The sequence below is a fragment of the Streptomyces griseus genome, from assembly GCF_900460065.1.
In the GTDB taxonomy this organism is placed as follows: domain Bacteria; phylum Actinomycetota; class Actinomycetes; order Streptomycetales; family Streptomycetaceae; genus Streptomyces; species Streptomyces griseus.
The window spans coordinates 307,457-328,012 of sequence record NZ_UAVD01000026.1; the positions used below are offsets into that span (position 1 = coordinate 307,457).

Here is a 20,556-nt window from a genome sequence, read left to right on the forward strand (position 1 = left end):
GAAGAGTATGCATTCTTATGCATGATCATGCAACACGGGATTCTCGCGCATGCGCCGGCTGCCGGGCCGGCCGGTCTCGTGAGCCAGAAGCCGGCGCCGCGAGCGCGCGCGGGGACGCCGGACCGCCCGGCACGCGGAAGGCACGTCGTGAAGCCGCGCGTCCGCACGGGCGGCGGATCCGTCAGGTCTGCGCCATGTCGACGAAGCGGGAGTAGTGGCCCTGGAACGCCACGGTGATGGTGGCCGTCGGGCCGTTACGGTGCTTGCCGACGATGATGTCCGCCTCGCCCGCGCGCGGTGACTCCTTCTCGTAGGCATCCTCGCGGTGCAGCAGGATGACCATGTCGGCGTCCTGCTCGATGGATCCCGACTCACGCAGGTCGGACACCATCGGCTTCTTGTCCGTGCGCTGCTCGGGACCACGGTTCAGCTGCGAGAGCGCGATCACCGGGACCTCCAGCTCCTTGGCCAGCAGCTTCAGGTTTCGGGACATGTCCGAGACCTCCTGCTGACGGCTCTCGGAACGCTTCGATCCACCGGCCTGCATCAGCTGCAGATAGTCGATGATCACGAGCTTGATGTCGTTGCGCTGCTTGAGCCGGCGGCACTTCGCGCGGATCTCCATCATCGACAGGTTGGGGGAGTCGTCGATGTACAGGGGAGCGGCCGAGACCTCGGGCATCCGGCGGGCCAGCCGCGTCCAGTCCTCGTCCGTCATGGTGCCGGACCGCATGTGGTGCAGGGCCACCCGCGCCTCGGCCGACAACAGGCGCATGGCGATCTCGTTGCGTCCCATTTCGAGGGAGAAGATGACGCTGGGCAGGTTGTTCTTGATCGACGCGGCGCGGGCGAAGTCCAGCGCGAGCGTGGACTTGCCCATCGCGGGGCGGGCGGCGATGACGATCATCTGGCCGGGGTGCATGCCGTTCGTGAGGGCGTCGAGGTCCGTGAAGCCCGTCGGCACACCGGTCATCTCACCGCTGCGGGAGCCGATCGCCTCGATCTCGTCGAGCGCGCCCTCCATGATGTCGCCGAGAGGGAGGTAGTCCTCGCTGGTGCGCTGCTCGGTGACCGCGTAGATCTCGGCCTGCGCGGAGTTGACGATCTCGTCGACGTCGCCGTCGGCGGCGTATCCCATCTGCGTGATCTTGGTGCCCGCCTCGACCAGCCGGCGGAGCACCGCCCGCTCGTGGACGATCTCCGCGTAGTACGAGGCGTTGGCCGCGGTGGGCACGGACTGCACCAGGGTGTGCAGATACGGCGCTCCGCCGACCTTGGTGATCTCCCCGCGCTTGACCAGCTCGGCCGCGACCGTGATCGGGTCGGCCGGCTCGCCCTTGGCGTAGAGGTCGAGGATCGCGGTGTAGACGGTCTCGTGGGCGGGGCGGTAGAAGTCGTGCCCCTTGATGATCTCCACGACGTCCGCGATGGCGTCCTTGGACAGCAGCATGCCGCCGAGGACCGACTGCTCGGCGTCGAGGTCCTGGGGCGGCACCCGCTCGAACCCGGGGGAGCCCACTTCCCAGGCCTCGTCCGGACCCCGGTCGTGGCGGTCTTCCCGCCCCTTGCGGTCCCCGCGACGCTGACGGGAGACGGGCAGACGGTCCCCGGGACCGGTCTCGGTCCAGGGGTCGTCCAAAGGCTCGGGAATGCTCACCGGGCCGCCTCCTCCCGTCCGCATCGCGGACCTAGCCGTGCCACTCTTTCTTACGGCACGGCACCGACAAACAGGTCGCCCGACTCCACTTCCGGCGCGTCTGGTTCGGTGGATTCCGGTGCCGGAACGGAGTGCGGGCGCCGCACCACGGTAGGCCCCTCCGCACCGTCAGCCAATCTGGTTATCCACAGGGCATGTGGACGACGGACCAGATGCTGTGGAGAACCCTGCCGATCCTGTGCACGGACCGGGGGACAGCACTGTGGACAAACTCATAGCGATAGCAGCGTGACCATCCTGACCTGCGCATTCTCCATCCACTGACTGTGGGGGAGAAAAACTTTCACCCTCATTTCAAGATCACCGCAAACGGCGCGGGGCGGAAGGCGCCACCGGTCCGCAAGTAAGGACCCCAGGCCAATTGCATCTCTTACCTGTGGAAGATTAGATTGACCCTCATGACCAAGGCCCCCGCGACCTCCAAGAACGGCCGCCGACGGCACGACCGCGAGATCATCGCCCTTGCCGTCCCGGCGTTCGGCGCGCTCGTCGCCGAGCCCCTGTTCGTGATGGTCGACAGCGCCGTCGTCGGCCACCTCGGCACCCCGCAGCTCGCCGGCCTCGGCATCGCCGCGGCCCTCCTGATGACGGCCGTGAGCATCTTCGTCTTCCTCGCCTACGCCACCACGGCGGCCGTCGCCCGGCGGGTGGGGGCGGGCGACCTCCCCGCCGCCATCCGCCAGGGCATGGACGGCATCTGGCTCGCCCTTCTGCTCGGAGCGGCCGTCGTCGCCCTCGCGCTCCCGACGGCCCCGTGGCTCGTCGACGTCTTCGGCGCGTCCGACACCGCGACTCCGTACGCCATCACCTATCTGAGGATCTCCATCCTCGGCATCCCGGCCATGCTGGTCGTGCTCGCCGCCACCGGTGTCCTGCGCGGCCTCCAGGACACCCGCACCCCGCTGTACGTCGCCATCGGTGGTTTCACGGCGAACGCCGCCCTGAACGTGACCCTCGTCTACGGTGCCGGGCTCGGCATCGCCGGATCCGCATGGGGAACGGTGATCGCCCAGGTCGGTATGGCCGCCGCCTATCTCGTCGTGGTGATCCGCGGAGCCCGAAGGCACAACGCCTCCCTGCGCCCCGACGCGGCCGGCATCAGGGCCAGCGCACGGGCGGGCGTGCCCCTGCTGATCCGGACCCTGTCGCTGCGCGCCGTCCTGATGATCGCCACCGCCGTCGCCGCCCGGCTCGGGGACGTCGACATCGCAGCACACCAGATCATCCTCTCCCTGTGGAGCCTGACCGCCTTCGCCCTCGACGCCATCGCCATCGCCGGGCAGGCGATCATCGGCCGCTATCTGGGGGCGAACGACGAGAAGGGCGCCCGCGAGGCCTGCCGCCGCATGGTCGAGTGGGGTATCGGTTCCGGCATCGTGCTCGGTGTCCTGATCGTGCTGGCCCGGCCCCTGTTCATCCCGCTGTTCACCAGCGACCCCTCGGTGAAGGACACCCTGCTGCCCGCGCTCCTGGTCGTGGCGGTCTCGCAGCCGATCGCCGGCGTGGTCTTCGTCCTGGACGGCGTCCTGATGGGAGCCGGCGACGGACGCTATCTCGCCTGGGCGATGCTGGTGACCCTCGCCGTCTTCGCGCCCGTCGCCCTTCTGGTGCCCTCCCTCGGCGGCGGGCTCACCGCGCTCTGGTGGGCCATGACACTGATGATGGCCGTCCGCCTCATCACGCTCTGGCTGCGTACCCGGTCGGGCCGGTGGATCGTCACGGGAGCCACGCGCTGATCCGTACGCCGCGCGGCCTGTTTCACGTGAAACCGACACCCTGTTTCACGTGAAACAGGAAGGGCCGCACCCCGTCACGGGGTGCGGCCCTTCACTGACTCAGCTGAGCTCTGCCCTTAGGCAGCAACGACCTCGACGCCGAGCTTCGCTGCGACCTCGGGGTGCAGACGGACGGACACCTGGTGTCCGCCGAGCGTCTTGATCGGCGAGCCGAGCTCGACGCGACGCTTGTCGACGTCGGGACCACCGGCGGCCTTGATCGCCGCGGCGACGTCGGCCGGGGTGACCGAGCCGAAGAGACGGCCGGCGTCGCCGGAGCGAACAGCCAGACGGACCTTCACGCCCTCGAGCTTGGCCTTGATCTCGTTGGCCTGCTCGATCGTCGCGATCTCGTGGATCTTGCGGGCGCGGCGGATCTGCGCCACGTCCTTCTCGCCGCCCTTGGTCCAGCGAATGGCGAAGCCACGCGGAACCAGGTAGTTGCGGGCGTACCCGTCCTTGACGTCGACGACGTCGCCGGCGGTGCCGAGGCCGGAGACCTCGTGGGTGAGGATGATCTTCATGCTGTTGTCACCCTTCCCTTATCGCGCGGTGGACGTGTAGGGCAGCAGCGCCATCTCACGGCTGTTCTTGACAGCCGTGGCGACGTCACGCTGGTGCTGCGTGCAGTTGCCGGTGACGCGGCGGGCACGGATCTTGCCGCGGTCGGAAATGAACTTCCGCAGCATGTTCGTGTCCTTGTAGTCCACGTACTGGGTCTTGTCCTTGCAGAACGCGCAGACCTTCTTCTTAGGCTTGCGCACAGGCGGCTTCGCCATGGTGTTTCTCCTGTGTGATCAAGAAGTGGGGTACGAGCAGCCCTAGAAGGGGGGCTCGTCCGAGTAGCCGCCGCCAGAGCCGCCGGAACCGCCGGAGCTTCCGCCCCAACCGCCTCCGCCGCCCTGCTGGCCTCCGCCGCCCTGGCCGCCTGACGGCGCGCCGGTCGCCCACGGGTCGTCGGCGGGTGCACCGCCGCCGCCCTGCTGGCCACCGCCACCGGGACCGCCGCCCCAGTTGCCGCCGCCCTGCTGGCCGCCGCCGTATCCACCCTGGCCGCCCTGACCACCGCGACCGGTCGTCTTGGTGACCTTGGCCGTGGCGTTCTTGAGGCTGGGGCCGACTTCCTCGACGTCCAGCTCGTAGACCGTGCGCTTGACGCCCTCACGGTCCTCGTAGGACCGCTGCTTCAGCCGGCCCTGCACGACGACGCGCATGCCTCGCTGAAGCGACTCCGCGACGTTCTCCGCCGCCTGACGCCAGACCGAGCAGGTGAGGAACAGGCCTTCGCCGTCCTTCCACTCATTGGTCTGCCGGTCGAAGATGCGGGGAGTGGACGCGACACGGAACTTCGCGACCGCCGCACCGGACGGGGTGAAGCGCAGCTCGGGGTCGTCGACGAGATTGCCGACGACCGTGATGACGGTCTCGCCTGCCATGGGTGAACCTCTCGGCGGGGATTGCTTCTGGCTGCTTGCTGCTACTCGGACCCGAAAACCGCTGAGCTGAAAGCTCAGTGGACCTCGGGACGGAGGACCTTGGTCCGGAGGACCGACTCGTTCAGGTTCATCTGGCGGTCGAGCTCCTTGACGACCGCAGGCTCGGCCTGCAGGTCGATGACCGAGTAGATGCCCTCGGGCTTCTTCTTGATCTCGTAGGCGAGCCGACGACGGCCCCAGGTGTCGACCTTCTCCACCTTTCCGTCGCCCTCACGGACGACGGAGAGGAAGTTCTCGATCAGCGGGGAGACTGCTCGCTCCTCGAGATCGGGGTCGAGGATGACCATCACCTCGTAGTGACGCATGTGGAACCCACCTCCTTTGGACTCAGCGGCCACGGTCGTTCCGTGGCAGGAGGGTCGTGATGCGTAGTGCAACGGTGTTCCCGAGGAACACCCAACGCGGACGATCCGCTCCCGAACGGTCCCGGAGACGGGGTTCGGGGGAGGCTCGCCGTGCTGGCCTGGGCAGACACCGGTGCAGACCGTACAGACTACCCGTAGACCCGCTTCCGGTTGAAATCAGGAGCTCAGAGGGCACAATCGAGACAGATGCGGTGTGAGAGGCGCTACACACCCACTGCGGTGCGCAGGGCGCCGGATCCACCCGCCCATCCGCCCGGCCAGGAGGTAATCCATGGCTCAGACCATCCGACCCGCCACCGGCTCCCGGTCCACGACCGGACGCCGCCCCACCGGCTCGCTCTTCGCGACGGACGGCAGGCCGCACCCCGTCCAGGACGTCCTGATGGTCGTGACCGGGGTTCTCGGCATCCTCGCGTTCGTCACGGCGATGTTCCACCATCTGCACCTGATCAGCTCATGGGCGGGCCTCGTCGGGATTCTGACCGGCGCCTACGGCCAGTACATCTCGAAGACCACCTGGGAGCGGTTCGGCCTGATCATGGGCCTCGGCGCCTCCGCGGTCGGCTTCTACCTCGGCATGGCCCACGGCGGCCTCTTCGGCGGCGTGATCACCTGACCGGAGCACCGGCCGGACCACCGGCCGGCGCGGGTGCCCGGGCGCCCGCGCCGGTCCGTCCTGTGTTCCGGGCCCCCGGGGCCAGGCCGCGCGCCCCCCGGTCACAGTAGGCTTCGGCGCGAGAGCCGGAGCCCCTGACCGATGGGGACACACCTGCCGAGGAGCGCCCCGCATGAGCCTGACCCTGAGGACCATCAGCCGAGAGCAGCATCTGGCGTACATCCAGAGCCTGCCCTCGGCCAGTCACTGCCAGGTCCCGGCGTGGGCTGATGTGAAGACCGAATGGCGCTCGGAGAACCTGGGCTGGTTCGACAAGAACGGCGAGATCGTCGGCGCCGGCCTCGTCCTGTACCGCCAGCTGCCCAAGATCAAGCGCTACCTGGCGTACCTCCCCGAGGGCCCGGTCATCAACTGGTACGCGCCGAACCTGGAGGACTGGCTCCAGCCGATGCTCGCGCACCTCAAGCAGCAGGGCGCCTTCTCCGTGAAGATGGGTCCGCCGGTGGTCATCCGCCGCTGGGACTCGGCCGCCATCAAGTCCGGCATCCAGGACCCCGACGTGAAGCGCCTGCGGGACGTCGAGGCCACGCACATCGAGCCGCGCGCCTTCGAGGTCTCCGACCGGCTGCGCAAGATGGGCTGGCAGCAGGGCGAGGACGGCGGCGCCGGATTCGGTGACGTGCAGCCCCGCTACGTCTTCCAGGTGCCGCTGGCCAACCGCTCCCTGGAGGACGTCCTCAAGGGCTTCAACCAGCTGTGGCGCCGCAACATCAAGAAGGCCGACAAGGCCGGCGTCGAGGTCGTCCAGGGCGGCTACGAGGACCTGGCCGAGTGGCAGCGGCTCTACGAGATCACCGCCGTGCGCGACCGCTTCCGGCCGCGCCCGCTCTCGTACTTCCAGCGCATGTGGACCGTCCTCAACTCCGAGGACCCCAACCGGATGCGGCTCTACTTCGCCCGGCACAACGGCGTGAACCTGTCCGCGGCCACGATGCTCGTCGTCGGCGGACACGTCTGGTACTCCTACGGCGCCTCCGACAACATCGGACGCGAGGTCCGGCCGTCGAACGCGATGCAGTGGCGCATGCTGCGCGACAGCTACGCGATGGGCGCGACCGTCTACGACCTGCGCGGGATCAGCGACTCGCTGGACGAGACCGACCACCTCTTCGGCCTGATCCAGTTCAAGGTCGGCACCGGCGGCGAGGCCGTCGAGTACGTCGGCGAGTGGGACTTCCCGCTCAACAAGCTGCTCCACAAGGCGCTCGACATCTACATGTCGCGCCGCTGATCCGCTTCACTTCCCTCCGGGACGCGCACATCGCGGCCCACCCCGTTCGTTCCTGATTCACCGCAGCCACCAGAAAGGTTCCGGGCCGGCCATGGCGCTCTCCCTCTACGTCGACACCGCGCGCTGGCGGGCGCACCAGAAGTCCGTGATCGACCAGTTCCCCGGTCTCGTACCCGTCTGCAAGGGCAACGGCTACGGCTTCGGCCATGAGCGCCTCGCCGACGAGACGATCCGCTTCGGGTCCGACACCCTCGCCGTCGGGACGACCTACGAGGCGGCCCGGATCAAGGACTGGTTCAGCGGCGATCTCCTCGTCCTGACCCCGTTCCGGCGCGGCGAGGAGCCCGTGCCCCTGCCGGACCGCGTCATCCGGTCCGTCTCCTCCGTCGACGGCGTGCACGCCCTGGTCGGCGCCCGCGTCGTCATCGAGTGCATGAGCTCGATGAAGCGCCACGGCGTCAAGGAGGAGGAGCTCGGGCAGCTGCACGCGGCCATCGAGGACGTACGGCTCGAAGGCTTCGCCCTGCACCTGCCGCTGGACCGCACCGACGGCTCCGACGCCGTCGAGGAGGTCATAGGCTGGATGGACCGGCTGCGCGCGGCCCGGCTGCCGCTGCACACCATGTTCGTCAGCCATCTGCGGGCCGAGGAGCTGGCCCGGCTCCAGCAGCAGTTCCCGCAGACCCGCTTCCGCGCCCGCATCGGCACCCGGCTCTGGCTCGGCGACCACGAGGCCACCGAGTACCGGGGGGCCGTTCTGGACGTCACCCCCGTCGTCAAGGGCGACCGGTTCGGCTACCGCCAGCAGAAGGCCGCCTCCGACGGCTGGCTGGTCGTCGTGGCCGGCGGTACGTCCCACGGCGTCGGCCTGGAGGCGCCCAAGGCGCTGCACGGCGTGATGCCGCGGGCCAAGGGCGTCGCCCGCGCCGGGCTGGCCACGGTCAACCGCAACCTGTCGCCGTTCGTCTGGGCGGGCAAGCAGCGCTGGTTCGCCGAGCCGCCGCACATGCAGGTGTCGATCCTGTTCGTCCCCTCGGACGCCCAGGAACCGCGGGTCGGTGACGAGCTGGTGGCCCACCTGCGCCACACCACCACGCAGTACGACCGGCTCGTCGACCGCTGAGCGGCCCGGGCGCGGCCCGTACGGCCGCGCCCGGGGCTGCGGGTCAGCCTTCCCGGGTGGGCGGGGCGCCCCACTCCACCTGGGGCCCCGTGACCGCCATGGCCTCGTGTCCCGGCTCTCGGGCCTCGGGCGCCAGCACGAACGCGTCCGGGGTCCCGTCGAGGACGCCGCCGGACGGGTCGTCCGACCCGTCCGCGCGCACCGGGTCCTTCTCCGGCCTGAGGATGTCCCGGACGACCAGCGCGCACAGGTACAGCGTGCCCAGCAGGTGCAGGACGATCGCGACCTGGTAGCCCTCCTGCGGCAGCCCCTGGTGCTTGTCCCCGCCGCTGGTGTAGGCGAGGTAGAACCAGATCCCGAGGAAGTACATGACCTCGCAGGCCTGCCAGATGAGGAAGTCGCGCCAGCGCGGCCGGGCCAGGACGGCCAGCGGGATCAGCCAGAGCACGTACTGCGGTGAGTAGACCTTGTTCGTCAGGATGAATGCGGCCACCACCAGGAACGCCAGCTGGGCGAAGCGCGGCCGGCGGGCCGCGGAGAGCGCCAGGCCCGCGATGCCCGCGCAGAACACGACCATCAGTACGACCGACGCGGTGTTGACCGTCTCCACGTCGATGGGCTTGCCGGTGCGCTGGGTGATGACCAGCCAGAACGAACCGAAGTCGATGGGCCGCTCCTGGCTGAAGGTGTAGAACTTCCGCCACCCCTCGGGGGCGAAGATCATCACCGGCAGGTTCACCACCAGCCAGGCCGTCCCCGCGCCCAGCAGGGCCGTACCGAACTCGCGCCACCGGCCGGCCCGCCAGCAGAGGACCAGCAGCGGTCCCAGCAGCAGCACGGGGTAGAGCTTGGCGGCGGTCGCCAGGCCGATCAGGACGCCGAACGCGAGCACCCGGCTCCGGGACCACATGAGCATCGCGGCGGCCGTCAGGGCGACGGCCAGCAGGTCCCAGTTGATGGTCGCGGTCAGGACGAACGCGGGGGCCAGCGCGACCAGGAGGCCGTCCCAGGGGCGGCGGCGGTGCGTACGGACGGTGCACACGGCGACGACGACCGCGCAGATCATCAGCATGCCCGCGTTGACCATCCAGTACATCTGCTCGCGCTGCTGGATGGGGTCGCTGTCGGGCGTCAGCGTCAGCCACGACGCCACCTGCATGAACACCCCGGTCAGCACGGGGTACTCCAGGTACTGCATGTCGCCGCTCAGCCGGTCGAAGTACGGCACGAGGCCGTCGGCGAAGCCGCGCCCCAGGAAGAGGTGCGGAATGTCGGAGTAGCAGGCGTGGGTGTACTGCGAGGTGGCCCCGCGGAACCAGGCCCACTCGTAGCAGGGGATCTTCTGCACCATGCCGAGGGCGAACATCCCGATCATGACCAGCGCGACGACGCGCACGGGCGTCAGCGGGCCGTCGCCGAGCCGCGCCCAGCGTCCCACCCGGCCGCCGAACAGCTCGCTGCCGGCCGCCGCGACCTCGTCCTGATCGGTGGGCCGCACGACGGGCCGCTCCTGGTGCACGCTCGTGTCTTCTGCGCTGGGGCTTGGCATGCCGCACATCCTGCCGTACGGGGCTGTGCCAGGGGGCAAGGACCGCCCGGGCGACACGGGCGGGGGCCGGGATGCCGTGTGCCGCCGCCGGAAACGCGGCGAGGGCCGCCGTACCCGGGTGGGTACGGCGGCCCTCGCCGCTGTCACGGGCCGGCCCGTGAGGGCCCGGCCGGGGCGTCCGGCTAGCCGCTGTTGCCCCAGATGGACCCGGTGCCGCCCGGGTTGCCGCCGGCTCCCTGGGATCCGCCGTTGTCGCTTCCGTCGGTCGCTCCACCGTCGGCTCCGCCGTCCGCTCCGCCGTTGGCGGCGCCCCCGTCGGCTCCGGCGTTGTCGCCCCCGCCGTCGGCTCCGGCGTTCGCCCCGCCGTTGGCCTCCTGGCAGTTCGGGTCGAAGATGCCGCAGGTCTTGGTCGGGGTCGGCGTCGGCGGGGTCGGAGTGGTCTGGGTCGGCGTCGGGCTCGGCGGCGGCTCCTCCTCGGAGGGCGTCGGCGAGGGCGTCGGGCTGGGCGTCGGGCTGGGGCTGACGGCGCCGCCGCCCCAGACGACATCGCCCAGGTCCTTCGGCTCCGGGAAGGAGATGGCCTTCTTGCCCTTCATCGCCCCGGTCATGTAGTCGTGCCAGATGGAGGCGGGGAACGAGTTTCCGTGGATCTTCTCCTCGCCACCGGTGCCGAACATCTTGAGGAACTCGCGCTGCTTGTTCGTCTCGTCGTCGTCGTACCGGAACATGCTGATGGCGGTCGAGATCTGCGGCGTGTACCCGACGAACCAGGCGGACCGGTTGCCGTCGGTGGTACCGGTCTTGCCCGCGGCCTCGCGGCCCTCCAGACGGGCGGGCTCACCCGTTCCGTTCTCCACGACGTTCTTCAGCACGTCGGTCACGTTGTCCGCGATGACCGGGCTGAAGGCGCGCTTGGGCTGCTTCTTGTGCTGGAAGACGACCTCGCCCCCCTTCTTCACCTCGGTCACCGAGTACGTGTCGTTCTGCTGGCCGCTGGTGGCGAAGGTGGCGTAGGAGCCCGCCATCCGGATGGCGCTGGGCGACGAGGTGCCGATGGAGAACGAGGGAACCGTCGCGTCCGCCATGAAGTCGTCGTTCTTCAGACCGGAGGCGACTGCGACGTCCCTGACCTTGTCCGTACCGACGTCCATGCCGAGTTGTACGAACGGGGAGTTGGCGGACTTCTCCATGGCCGTGCGCAGGTCGATCTCGCCGTAGTCATAGTTGCCGTCGTTGGTCTGGCGCCATTCCTTGTCGTCCTCGTTCAGCCAGATCTTGCCGGTGTAGTCCCTGATCCGCAGGCCGTCGTCGCCGTTGTAGATGCTCTCCGGCGACACCTGGGTGCGCTGGGAGTTGCTCTGCTCCGGCCCGCCCGAGGGGTCGCGCACGCCGTACTGCATGGCCGCGGCCAGGACGAACGGCTTCCACGTCGAACCGACCTGGGCGCCGGTGGCGTCCGCGTTGTTCGTGAAGTGGGTGGTGGCGTCCTGACCGCCGTACGTGGCGATGATCGCGCCGGTCTTCGCGTCCACGGACGCACCGCCGAACTCGACGTGCGTGTCCGTCTTGGGGCGCTCCTCGGGCCGGATCTTGGCCTTGTAGACCTTGTTCACCGCGTCCTCGAGCTGCTTCACCCTCTTCTTCTGGAAGGTGGTGTGGATCTCGTAGCCGCCCAGTTCCAACTGCTTGGCGTCGATGCCCTGGTCGTTGTTGGCGAGGAAGTACTTCTTGGAGAGCTCCACCAGGTAGCCGGTCTGGCCGCCCAGCTTGGCGTCCTTCTTCTTCGGCAGCGGCATGGGGAACTTCGTGTACTTGGCGCGGTCCTCGGCCGTCATGCGCCCGTCCTTGACCTGCTCGTCAAGGATCCACTCCCAACGCTCCTTGGCCCGCTTGGTGTTCTTCTCCGCGGTCGCGTTGTTCTTGTCGATGTCGGGGGCGCCGGCGGGGTCGTAGTAGCTCGCGCCCTTGAGCAGGGTGGCCAGGAAGGCGCACTCGCTCGCGTTCAGTTCGTCGGCGTCCTTGTTGTAGTAGGTGCGGGCCGCCGCCTGCAGCCCCGAGGCCCCACGTCCGTAGTACGAGACGTTGAGGTACCCCGCCATCACCTTTTCCTTGCTGTCCTCACCCGCGACCTTGAGCGTGATGAAGAGTTCCTGGAACTTCCGCTTGAGCGTCTGGTCCTGGGAGAGCATGGAGTTCTTCACGTACTGCTGGGTGATGGTCGAGCCGCCCTGGGTCTCACCGCCCGTGGCCATGTTCACCAGGGCACGGCCGATGCCCACGGGGTCGATGCCCTTGTCCGTCTCGAAGCTCTTGTTCTCGGCCGAGATGACGGCGTTGCGCATCTCCTCCGGGATCTGCTCGTACTTGAGCTCCTGGCGGTTCACCGCGCCACCGGTCGCCACCATCTGCGTGCCGTCGGCCCAGTAGTAGACGTTGTTCTGCGCCGAGGCCGCTTCGTTGATGTTCGGCTTGGACACCAGGGCGTACGAGATGCCCCCGACGCCCATCAGCACGCCGAGGAAGCCCAGACAGAGCCCGGAGACCAGCTTCCACGAGGGCACCCAGCGGCGGAATCCGTACCTGCCGTGGCGCGGGTAGTCGATGATGCGCTTCTTGCCGGGGTCCCCGTGGTCGCGCCCCCGGCCCCCCGGACCGTCGGAACCGCCGCCACCGCGGCGTCGGCCACCGCCGCCCGCGCCGTGGCCCCCCGCGTCGGCACCCCGGCGCCGGCCCCCCTTCTGGGCCGCGCGGCGGGCCTCGGCCCGGCTGCCGTAGCGGCGCTCCTCGCCGTGCGACTCGGACGGCGATTCGGAAGGTGATGCCGACGTGGCTCTGCGTGACGGGACTGCTCGGCGTCCGGTCGACTGCTGGGCGGCTCGTCTGGCCGCTGCACGCCCGCCACCCTGTGGCTGCGGCGTTTTGCGACGGTGCTCGCTCATGGAACGACTACTCCTCGGGCAGGCGAGAGCGCCTGGAAGCGGCAGTTGAGATCCGGTCCCCCCGAATGACGGACAAGCCACTGCGGAAGGCTCACCCGCGGTACATCCGGCAGTCCGCGATAACTGACGCGCGAAAGCGGCTCGCGGTTCCCGGTGGTCTGCATGCCGGACAGACTACGCACGGTCAAAACCCGCCTAGGGCCGAACTTCACCCCAAACAACGCAAGTCGAACCCTGGGAATTGCCGATGTGACGCCGCTCACGAAGGCCACCCTTGTCGAACAGGTCGGAGCGATCTATCGTGCTGATGTATCGAGTCGATACATCAGCACGGCATAAGCACACCGGTGGTTTCGGTGGACCGTGCCGACGGAGGCAGCGGGAGAAGGAGGAGGCACCGGTGAGCAGACGCTCCGGCATCCTCGAGTTCGCTGTTCTCGGTCTGCTCCGCGAATCACCGATGCACGGCTATGAGCTGCGCAAACGCCTCAACACCTCGCTGGGGATCTTCCGTGCGTTCAGCTACGGAACCCTCTATCCCTGCCTCAAGACGCTGGTGGCCAGCGGCTGGTTGATCGAGGAGCCCGCCGGTGATCCGGCGGACACCACGCCGGTCGCCGGGCGCCCGGCCACCCCCTCCTCATCCCTGACCGGACGCCGGGCGAAGATCGTCTACCGGCTGACGCCAGAAGGTAAGGAGCACTTCGAGGAGCTGCTGTCGCACACCGGTCCGGACGCCTGGGAGGACGAGCACTTCGCAGCGCGCTTCGCCTTCTTCGGCCAGACCGAGCGCGAGGTGCGGATGCGGGTGCTCGAAGGCCGGCGCAGCCGGCTGGAGGAACGCCTGGAGAAGATGCGCGCCTCTCTCGCCCGCACCCGGGAACGACTCGACGACTACACACTTGAGCTGCAGCGGCACGGCATGGAGTCCGTGGAGCGCGAAGTGCGCTGGCTGAACGAGCTCATCGAGAGCGAGCGGTCGGGACGGGATCAGCGACGATCCTCGCCCGAGGGCTCCGCTCAGCAGGACACACCTGGAGAGACGGGCGGCCTGCCCCGGCACCGGGACAACACCCGGCCGGATCCGTCCGACGACACCGCCATGTGAAGTCGTCGCACTCCGCGGCGACTTCATCGGAAACATCGATCACACAGGGAGCAACCGGAATGGGTTCGGTTCGCGTAGCCATCGTAGGCGTGGGCAACTGCGCCGCCTCGCTGGTGCAGGGCGTCGAGTACTACAAGGACGCCGATCCGGCCGGCAAGGTGCCCGGTCTGATGCACGTCCAGTTCGGCGATTACCACGTCAGTGACGTCGAGTTCGTCGCCGCCTTCGACGTCGACGCGAAGAAGGTCGGCCTCGACCTCGCGGACGCCATCGGCGCCAGCGAGAACAACACCATCAAGATCGCGGACGTGCCGAACACGGGCGTGACCGTCCAGCGCGGCCACACCCACGACGGCCTGGGCAAGTACTACCGCCAGACGATCGAGGAGTCCGCGGACGCCCCGGTCGACGTCGTCCAGGTCCTCAAGGACAAGCAGGTCGACGTTCTCGTCTGCTACCTGCCCGTCGGTTCCGAGGTCGCTGCGAAGTTCTACGCGCAGTGCGCCATCGACGCCAAGGTCGCGTTCGTCAACGCCCTCCCGGTGTTCATCGCCGGCACCAAGGAGTGGGCGGACAAGTTCACCGAGGCCGGTGTCCCGATCGTCGGCGACGACATCAAGTCCCAGGTGGGCGCCACCATCACGCACCGCGTGATGGCGAAGCTGTTCGAGGACCGGGGCGTCATCCTGGACCGCACGATGCAGCTGAACGTCGGCGGCAACATGGACTTCAAGAACATGCTCGAGCGTGAGCGCCTGGAGTCCAAGAAGATCTCCAAGACGCAGGCCGTCACCTCGCAGATCCGTGACCGCGAGCTCGGCGCGGACAACGTCCACATCGGCCCCTCGGACTACGTGGCCTGGCTGGACGACCGCAAGTGGGCGTACGTGCGCCTCGAGGGCCGCGCCTTCGGCGACGTCCCGCTGAACCTGGAGTACAAGCTCGAGGTGTGGGACTCCCCGAACTCGGCCGGTGTCATCATCGACGCTGTCCGTGCGGCGAAGATCGCCAAGGACCGCGGCATCGGTGGCCCGATCCTGTCGGCCTCGAGCTACTTCATGAAGTCGCCGCCGGTGCAGTACTTCGACGACGAGGCCCGCGAGAACGTCGAGAAGTTCATCAACGGCGAGACCGAGAGCTGAACCGGCCCCCTCGGCCGAGAAGCCTCACCGGAGTCTGAGCGCAGACGCTCACCTCCTCCTGCCGCACGTCGGGGGTCCCCGGGCAATCCGCCCGCGGACCCCCGACGTGTGTGACGCTTGCTCCCATGTCTGTCGCGCGTGATCTGCGCACCCTGCTGCGCCTGCGGAACTTTCGCCGCCTTCTCACCGTGCGGCTGCTGTCCCAGTCCGCCGACGGCGTCTACCAGGTCGCCCTCGCCGCGTACGTCGTCTTCTCCCCCGAGAAGCAGACGTCGGCCGCCGCCATCGCCTCCGCGATGGCCGTGCTCCTCCTGCCCTACTCCCTGATCGGCCCCTTCGCGGGGGTCCTGCTGGACCGCTGGCCCCGGCGCCAGGTCTTCCTCTACGGGAACCTTCTGCGGGCCGCTCTGGCCTGCTCCACGGCCCTGCTGATCCTCGCCTCGGTGCCCGACTGGCTGTTCTACGCCTCGGCCCTCTGCGTCACCGCCGTCAACCGTTTCGTGCTGGCCGGTCTCTCCGCCGCCCTGCCCCGGGTGGTCGACACCGAGCGCCTCGTCGTCGCCAACTCCCTGTCCCCCACCGCCGGCACCCTGGCGGCCACCGCGGGGGGCGGTCTCGCCTTCGTCGTGCGGCTGGTGGCCGACGAGTCCGACGCGGCGGTCGTACTGCTGGGGTCGATGCTCTACCTGCTCTCCGCACTGGCGTCCCTGAGCCTGCCCCGTCCCCTGCTGGGACCGGACACCGACGGCAGCCCGCTGCGGCTGCGGGCCGCTCTGGCCGTCACCGCGCGCGGCCTCCTCGCCGGGCTGCGCCATCTGGGGCAGCGGAGACACGCCGCCGGAGCCCTGGCCGCCATGACCGTGATCCGCTTCTGTTACGGCGCGCTCACCGTGATGGTGCTCATGCTGTGCCGCTACGCCTGGTCGGACACCGAGTCCGACGGGCTGGCGCTGCTCGGCCTGGCGGTCGGGGTGTCCGGTGCGGGATTCTTCGTCGCCGCCGTCATCACTCCCTGGGCGGTGGGACGGCTCGGCCGGTACGGATGGATCGTGGGCTGCGCCGGCGCGGCGGCGGTCCTGGTACCCGCCCTGGGCCTCTCCTTCGCCCCGCTCCCGATGCTGATCGCCGCGTTCGTGCTCGGCGTCGTGACCCAGGGGTCGAAGATCGCGACGGACACGGTGGTGCAGACCTCCGTCGACGACTCCTTCCGCGGCCGGGTCTTCTCGCTCTACGACGTGCTTTTCAACGTCGCGTTCGTGAGCGCCGCGGGGGTGGCCGCTCTGATGCTCCCGCCGGACGGCAGATCGGTCGCCGTCGTGGTGGTCGTGTCGGTGCTGTACTCGGTGGTCGCGGTGACGTTGTTCCGTCGGCGACGCATCGACGGTTACCGGTAGCCGGTCGCGGATGGGGAGAGGGGCGTTGTTTCACGTGAAACAACGCCCCTCTCCCCATCCCGTGGCCGATGTTTCACGTGAAACATCCACCGCAGAGCTCAGTTCTGCCGCGCCCACCACTCCTTGAGCGCCGCCACAGCCGCGTCCCGCTCCATGGGGCCGCGCTCCAGACGCAGCTCCAGCAGGAACCCGTACGCCTTGCCGATCACCGGCCCGGGCCCGACCTCAAGGATCCGCATGATCTCGTTGCCGTCCAGATCGGGGCGGATCGAGTCGAGCTCCTCCTGCTCCTTCAGCTGGGCGATGCGCTCCTCCAGCCCGTCGTAGGTGCGGGAGAGCGCGTTCGCCTTGCGCTTGTTCCGGGTCGTGCAGTCCGATCGGGTCAGCTTGTGGAGGCGTTCGAGCAGCGGGCCGGCGTCGCGCACATACCGGCGCACCGCGGAGTCGGTCCACTCGCCGTCGCCGTACCCGTGGAAGCGCAGGTGCAGCTCCACCAGTTTGGACACGTCCTTGACCAGCTCGTTGGAGTACTTGAGCTCGGTCATGCGCTTCTTGGTCATCTTCGCGCCCACCACCTCGTGGTGGTGGAAGGAGACCCGGCCGTCCTTCTCGAAGCGGCGGGTCCGCGGCTTCCCGATGTCATGGAGGAGCGCGGCCAGCCGCAGCACGAGGTCGGGGCCGTCCTCCTCCAGGTCGATGGCCTGTTCCAGGACGGTCAGCGAGTGCTCGTAGACGTCCTTGTGACGGTGATGCTCGTCACTCTCCAGACGCAGCGCGGGAAGCTCGGGCAGCACATGGGCGGCCAGCCCCGTGTCGACCAGCAGTCCCAGACCCTTGCGCGGGTGCTGGGAGAGCAGAAGCTTGTTGAGCTCGTCGCGGACCCGCTCGGCGGAGACGATGTCGATCCGGGCGGCCATCTCCGTCATGGCGGTGACGACCTCGGGGGCGACCTCGAAGTCGAGCTGGGCGGCGAAGCGGGCCGCGCGCAGCATGCGGAGCGGGTCGTCGGAGAAGGACGCCTCGGGCGTGCCCGGAGTGCGCAGCACCCGGTCGGCGAGGTCCTTCAGACCCCCGTACGGGTCGACGAACTCCTTCTCCGGCAGCGCCACGGCCATCGCGTTGACCGTGAAGTCACGGCGCACGAGGTCGTCCTCGATGGAGTCGCCGTAGGAGACCTCCGGCTTGCGCGAGGTGCGGTCGTAGGCCTCGGACCGGTAGGTCGTGACCTCGATCTGGTAGCCGTCCTTCTGGGAACCGACGGTGCCGAAGGCGATCCCGACCTCCCACACCGCGTCGGCCCAGGGGCGGACGATCTTGAGCACGTCCTCGGGTCGGGCATCGGTGGTGAAGTCCAAGTCGTTCCCCAGCCTGCCCAGCAGTGCGTCGCGGACCGAGCCGCCGACCAGCGCGAGGCCGAATCCGGCCTCCTGGAATCGACGGGCGAGGTCGTCGGCGACCGGGGACACCCGCAGCAGCTCACTCACCGCGCGGTGCTGCACCTGGCTCAGTGCACTGGCGTTCTCTTCGTTGGCGTTCGGCACAACAGAAAAGGGTACGTGCACGGACCGGCGGCGACGTCATCGTTTACGGGCCCCCGCCGGATCGTTTACGGAGGCCCTGCGGGACGCCCGCGATCATGTCCGATGGACCCCAGCACTTCGGCCCGCCGCACCTCGTTACCATGCGTGGACGCAGGACCGAACGACCGACAGCATCTGACGACGACGAGGGACGGGTAGGCGCGTGGCCGAGGCGGCAGATTTCCAGGGGACTCGTCCCTCTCCTGCCCGCCGGTGGCTCCGGCGCACGGCCTCGGCGGTGCTCGGAGCACCGCTGCTGGCCGGTCTCCTGGCCGTTCCGGCCGCCGGTGCCGCCCCGGCCACGGAGCCCGCCAAGGCCCCCACCGGCTCCCGTACGGTCGATGTGTCCCTGAACACGCTCTCCCCGAGCGTTCCGACGGAGGACGACACCCTGACCGTCTCCGGAACGCTCACCAACAAGGGCAAGGAGACGATCAGCAGCGCCGAGGTCGATCTGCGGGTCGGGCCCCGGCTCTCCGGACGCGGAGAGGTCGACGACGCCGCCAAGCGCTCCACGTACGTCCCCGGCGCCGACCCGGTCACCGTCGGGGACAAGTACACGCTGAAGTTCCCCAAGCTCGCCAAGGGGATCGCCCAGGACTTCACGCTCACCGTGCCGGTCGACAAGCTCGGCCTGGACGACCCGGGCGTCTACCAGCTCGGCGTCTCGGTCTCCGGCCGTACCACCACCACGCCCTACGAGCAGGTGCTGGGCATCGAGCGCTCGTTCCTGCCCTGGCAGCCCGAGGCGAGCGACAGCAGGACGAAGCTCACCTTCCTCTGGCCGCTGATCGCGTCCCCCCACGTCACGGCGGAGACCCGCTCGGACGAACAGCAGACCCCGGTGTTCACCAACGACGACCTGGCCGAGGAACTGGCGCCCGGCGGCCGGCTGGAGCAGCTGGTGTCCCTGGGCAGCCGGCTCCCCGTGACCTGGGTCGTCGACCCGGACCTCCTGGCGAGCGTCGCGGCGATGGCCGGCAAGTACGAGGTCGAGTCCGGTGACACGACCGTCCCGGGCAAGAATCAGGCCGTCGCCCGGCAGTGGCTCAGCGCGCTGGAGAAGGTGGTGGAGGACGGCAAGGTGATCGCGCTGCCGTTCGCCGACCCCGACCTGGCGTCCATCGCGCACCGCGGCAAGAACGTCTCCGGCACGCTCAGCCATCTGCAGAACGCCTCCGCCGTGGCCGCGACCACCGTGGAGACCATCCTCCACGTGAAGCCGTCCACCGACTTCGCCTGGCCCGTGAACGGCGCCGTGGACTCGTCCATCGTCGACGTGGCGACCTCGGCGGGGGCACACAACGTGATCGCCCGCAGCGACAGCTTCCGGGAGACCTCGGACCTCCCCTACACCCCGACCGCGGCCCGGCCGATCGGCGGAGGCACCACCGCGATCGTCGCGGACGCCCGGCTGTCGACCTTGTTCGACGGCGACATGTCGAGGGCGGGCTCCGCCACCCGCGCCGTCCAGAAGTTCCTCGCCCAGACCCTCGCGCTGACCGAGCAGGCGCCGGACAACGAGCGCAGCATCGTCGTGGCCCCGCCGCGGATGCCCACCGCCGCACAGGCCCAGACGATGGCCCGCGCGCTGGAGGGCCTGGCGGGCAACCGCTGGACGCAGCCCTCGGACCTCACCGCGGCCGCCGAGGTGAAGCCCGACCCGAGGGCCACCACCAAGGTTCCCCGGGCCTCCGCGTACCCCAAGAAGCTCCGCGCCCAGGAACTGCCCACGCAGGCGTTCCAGGACATCCGGACCACCCAGGGCTCCCTCGACAGCTTCGAGACGATCCTGACGCAGCCCGAGCGCGTGGTGACGCCCTTCGGCAACGCCGTCAACCGCTCGATGTCGACGTCCTGGCGCGGCCGGTCCCTGGAGGCGCAGCAGTACCGCGACGCGGTCCGCGACTACCTGCAGAGCCTCACCTCCGAGGTGCAGCTCATCGAGAAGTCCGACGTGACCCTCTCCGGGCGCAGCGCGACGATCCCCGTCACCGTGCAGAACAAGCTGGTGCAGGGCGTGGACCGGCTGGTCCTCCAGCTGACCTCGGACAACATCCGGCTCAAGTTCAACGACGACGGGAGCATGGCCGAACTGCCGGTCAGCATCGCGGGCGGCCACAGCCAGTCGGTGAAGTTCGACACGGCGACCAGCGCCAACGGCCGCGCCCAGGTGACCGCCCGGCTGTACACGGAGGACGGCACCCAGTACGGCGAGGAGATGACCTTCACCGTGAAGGTCTCCGAGGTGACGCCCACCGTGCTGCTCGTCATCGCCGGCGGCCTGCTGCTCCTGGTGCTGGCGGGTATCAGGATGTACAGCCACCGCAAGCGCGCCGTGGCAAGCGACACGGCGGACGGCAACGGTGACGGACCCGAGCAGCCGAGTGACCCGACTCCGGACACCGGTCCGGAAAGCGGGGCCCCGTCGGGAACGGGTGAGAAAGTGGACCGTTGAGCG

General features: G+C 69.1%; 16 protein-coding genes. 8 read left to right on the forward strand and 8 right to left on the reverse strand.

Going from position 1 to position 20,556, the window contains the following annotated elements:
• Positions 1-181: 181 nt before the first annotated feature.
• Entirely contained in the window at positions 182-1,657 is a 1,476-nt protein-coding gene (gene dnaB, locus DTB53_RS15340) for a replicative DNA helicase (protein WP_003967854.1), read from the reverse strand.
• Between the two features lie 458 nt (positions 1,658-2,115).
• Between dnaB and DTB53_RS15350 the strand changes: the two genes are divergently transcribed.
• Entirely contained in the window at positions 2,116-3,453 is a 1,338-nt protein-coding gene (locus tag DTB53_RS15350; protein WP_003967855.1) for an MATE family efflux transporter, read from the forward strand.
• A gap of 116 nt (positions 3,454-3,569) precedes the next feature.
• Here the strand turns inward: DTB53_RS15350 and rplI are convergent, their stop codons facing one another.
• The 4 genes from rplI to rpsF form a co-directional block, all read right to left on the reverse strand.
• Positions 3,570-4,016 (reverse strand): 50S ribosomal protein L9, encoded by a 447-nt coding sequence (gene rplI, locus DTB53_RS15355; RefSeq protein WP_003967856.1) that lies wholly within the window; start codon positions 4,014-4,016, stop codon positions 3,570-3,572.
• Between the two features lie 18 nt (positions 4,017-4,034).
• Positions 4,035-4,271, reverse strand: coding sequence for a 30S ribosomal protein S18 (rpsR, locus tag DTB53_RS15360; protein ID WP_003967857.1), 237 nt, complete (start codon positions 4,269-4,271; stop codon positions 4,035-4,037).
• Between the two features lie 42 nt (positions 4,272-4,313).
• Entirely contained in the window at positions 4,314-4,928 is a 615-nt protein-coding gene (locus DTB53_RS15365) for a single-stranded DNA-binding protein (RefSeq protein WP_003967858.1), read from the reverse strand.
• A gap of 74 nt (positions 4,929-5,002) precedes the next feature.
• Complete coding sequence (rpsF, locus tag DTB53_RS15370; protein WP_003967859.1) at positions 5,003-5,293, reverse strand: 30S ribosomal protein S6; 291 nt, start codon at positions 5,291-5,293, stop codon at positions 5,003-5,005.
• Positions 5,294-5,624: 331 nt separating this feature from the next.
• Here rpsF and DTB53_RS15375 point away from each other — a divergent pair, with 331 nt between their 5' ends.
• The 3 genes from DTB53_RS15375 to DTB53_RS15385 all read left to right on the forward strand — a co-directional run bounded on the left by DTB53_RS15375 (position 5,625) and on the right by DTB53_RS15385 (position 8,383).
• On the forward strand, positions 5,625-5,969 hold the full coding sequence (locus DTB53_RS15375; protein ID WP_003967860.1) for a hypothetical protein: 345 nt from the start codon (positions 5,625-5,627) through the stop codon (positions 5,967-5,969).
• 172 nt (positions 5,970-6,141) lie between these two features.
• Complete coding sequence (locus tag DTB53_RS15380) at positions 6,142-7,260, forward strand: lipid II:glycine glycyltransferase FemX (protein ID WP_003967861.1); 1,119 nt, start codon at positions 6,142-6,144, stop codon at positions 7,258-7,260.
• A gap of 91 nt (positions 7,261-7,351) precedes the next feature.
• Positions 7,352-8,383: an alanine racemase gene (locus DTB53_RS15385; RefSeq protein WP_003967862.1), complete on the forward strand. Its 1,032-nt coding sequence runs from the start codon at positions 7,352-7,354 to the stop codon at positions 8,381-8,383.
• A gap of 43 nt (positions 8,384-8,426) precedes the next feature.
• On the opposite strand, the gene DTB53_RS15390 is transcribed toward DTB53_RS15385, so the two are convergent.
• Together DTB53_RS15390 and DTB53_RS15395 are read right to left on the reverse strand one after the other, a co-directional pair.
• On the reverse strand, positions 8,427-9,941 hold the full coding sequence (locus tag DTB53_RS15390; protein WP_012380070.1) for a glycosyltransferase family 87 protein: 1,515 nt from the start codon (positions 9,939-9,941) through the stop codon (positions 8,427-8,429).
• A 173-nt stretch (positions 9,942-10,114) separates the two neighbouring features.
• Complete coding sequence (locus DTB53_RS15395) at positions 10,115-12,871, reverse strand: transglycosylase domain-containing protein (RefSeq protein WP_202549317.1); 2,757 nt, start codon at positions 12,869-12,871, stop codon at positions 10,115-10,117.
• 400 nt (positions 12,872-13,271) lie between these two features.
• Here DTB53_RS15395 and DTB53_RS15405 point away from each other — a divergent pair, with 400 nt between their 5' ends.
• The 3 genes from DTB53_RS15405 (at position 13,272) to DTB53_RS15415 (ending at position 16,515) form a co-directional block, all read left to right on the forward strand.
• Positions 13,272-13,979, forward strand: a complete 708-nt coding sequence (locus DTB53_RS15405; RefSeq protein ID WP_003967865.1) for a PadR family transcriptional regulator — start codon at positions 13,272-13,274, stop codon at positions 13,977-13,979.
• A gap of 59 nt (positions 13,980-14,038) precedes the next feature.
• Complete coding sequence (locus DTB53_RS15410) at positions 14,039-15,121, forward strand: inositol-3-phosphate synthase (protein WP_003967866.1); 1,083 nt, start codon at positions 14,039-14,041, stop codon at positions 15,119-15,121.
• 125 nt (positions 15,122-15,246) lie between these two features.
• On the forward strand, positions 15,247-16,515 hold the full coding sequence (locus tag DTB53_RS15415) for an MFS transporter (protein ID WP_012380072.1): 1,269 nt from the start codon (positions 15,247-15,249) through the stop codon (positions 16,513-16,515).
• A 98-nt stretch (positions 16,516-16,613) separates the two neighbouring features.
• On the opposite strand, the gene DTB53_RS15420 is transcribed toward DTB53_RS15415, so the two are convergent.
• Positions 16,614-18,056 carry a CCA tRNA nucleotidyltransferase gene (locus DTB53_RS15420; RefSeq protein WP_012380073.1) on the reverse strand — a complete coding sequence of 481 codons (1,443 nt, stop codon included), beginning with the start codon at positions 18,054-18,056 and terminating at the stop codon, positions 16,614-16,616.
• A gap of 202 nt (positions 18,057-18,258) precedes the next feature.
• Between DTB53_RS15420 and DTB53_RS15425 the strand changes: the two genes are divergently transcribed.
• On the forward strand, positions 18,259-20,553 hold the full coding sequence (locus tag DTB53_RS15425; protein ID WP_012380074.1) for a DUF6049 family protein: 2,295 nt from the start codon (positions 18,259-18,261) through the stop codon (positions 20,551-20,553).
• Positions 20,554-20,556: the final 3 nt, after the last annotated feature.

What these genes read in the sequence shown, in the direction of transcription:
- DTB53_RS15350 (WP_003967855.1), top strand. Translation starts at nt 2,116, where the DNA reads ATGACCAAGGCCCCCGCGACCTCCAAGAACGGCCGCCGACGGCACGAC.
- rplI (WP_003967856.1), bottom strand. Translation starts at nt 4,016, where the DNA reads ATGAAGATCATCCTCACCCACGAGGTCTCCGGCCTCGGCACCGCCGGC.
- rpsR (WP_003967857.1), bottom strand. Translation starts at nt 4,271, where the DNA reads ATGGCGAAGCCGCCTGTGCGCAAGCCTAAGAAGAAGGTCTGCGCGTTC.
- DTB53_RS15365 (WP_003967858.1), bottom strand. Translation starts at nt 4,928, where the DNA reads ATGGCAGGCGAGACCGTCATCACGGTCGTCGGCAATCTCGTCGACGAC.
- rpsF (WP_003967859.1), bottom strand. Translation starts at nt 5,293, where the DNA reads ATGCGTCACTACGAGGTGATGGTCATCCTCGACCCCGATCTCGAGGAG.
- DTB53_RS15375 (WP_003967860.1), top strand. Translation starts at nt 5,625, where the DNA reads ATGGCTCAGACCATCCGACCCGCCACCGGCTCCCGGTCCACGACCGGA.
- DTB53_RS15380 (WP_003967861.1), top strand. Translation starts at nt 6,142, where the DNA reads ATGAGCCTGACCCTGAGGACCATCAGCCGAGAGCAGCATCTGGCGTAC.
- DTB53_RS15385 (WP_003967862.1), top strand. Translation starts at nt 7,352, where the DNA reads ATGGCGCTCTCCCTCTACGTCGACACCGCGCGCTGGCGGGCGCACCAG.
- DTB53_RS15390 (WP_012380070.1), bottom strand. Translation starts at nt 9,941, where the DNA reads ATGTGCGGCATGCCAAGCCCCAGCGCAGAAGACACGAGCGTGCACCAG.
- DTB53_RS15395 (WP_202549317.1), bottom strand. Translation starts at nt 12,871, where the DNA reads ATGAGCGAGCACCGTCGCAAAACGCCGCAGCCACAGGGTGGCGGGCGT.
- DTB53_RS15410 (WP_003967866.1), top strand. Translation starts at nt 14,039, where the DNA reads ATGGGTTCGGTTCGCGTAGCCATCGTAGGCGTGGGCAACTGCGCCGCC.
- DTB53_RS15415 (WP_012380072.1), top strand. Translation starts at nt 15,247, where the DNA reads ATGTCTGTCGCGCGTGATCTGCGCACCCTGCTGCGCCTGCGGAACTTT.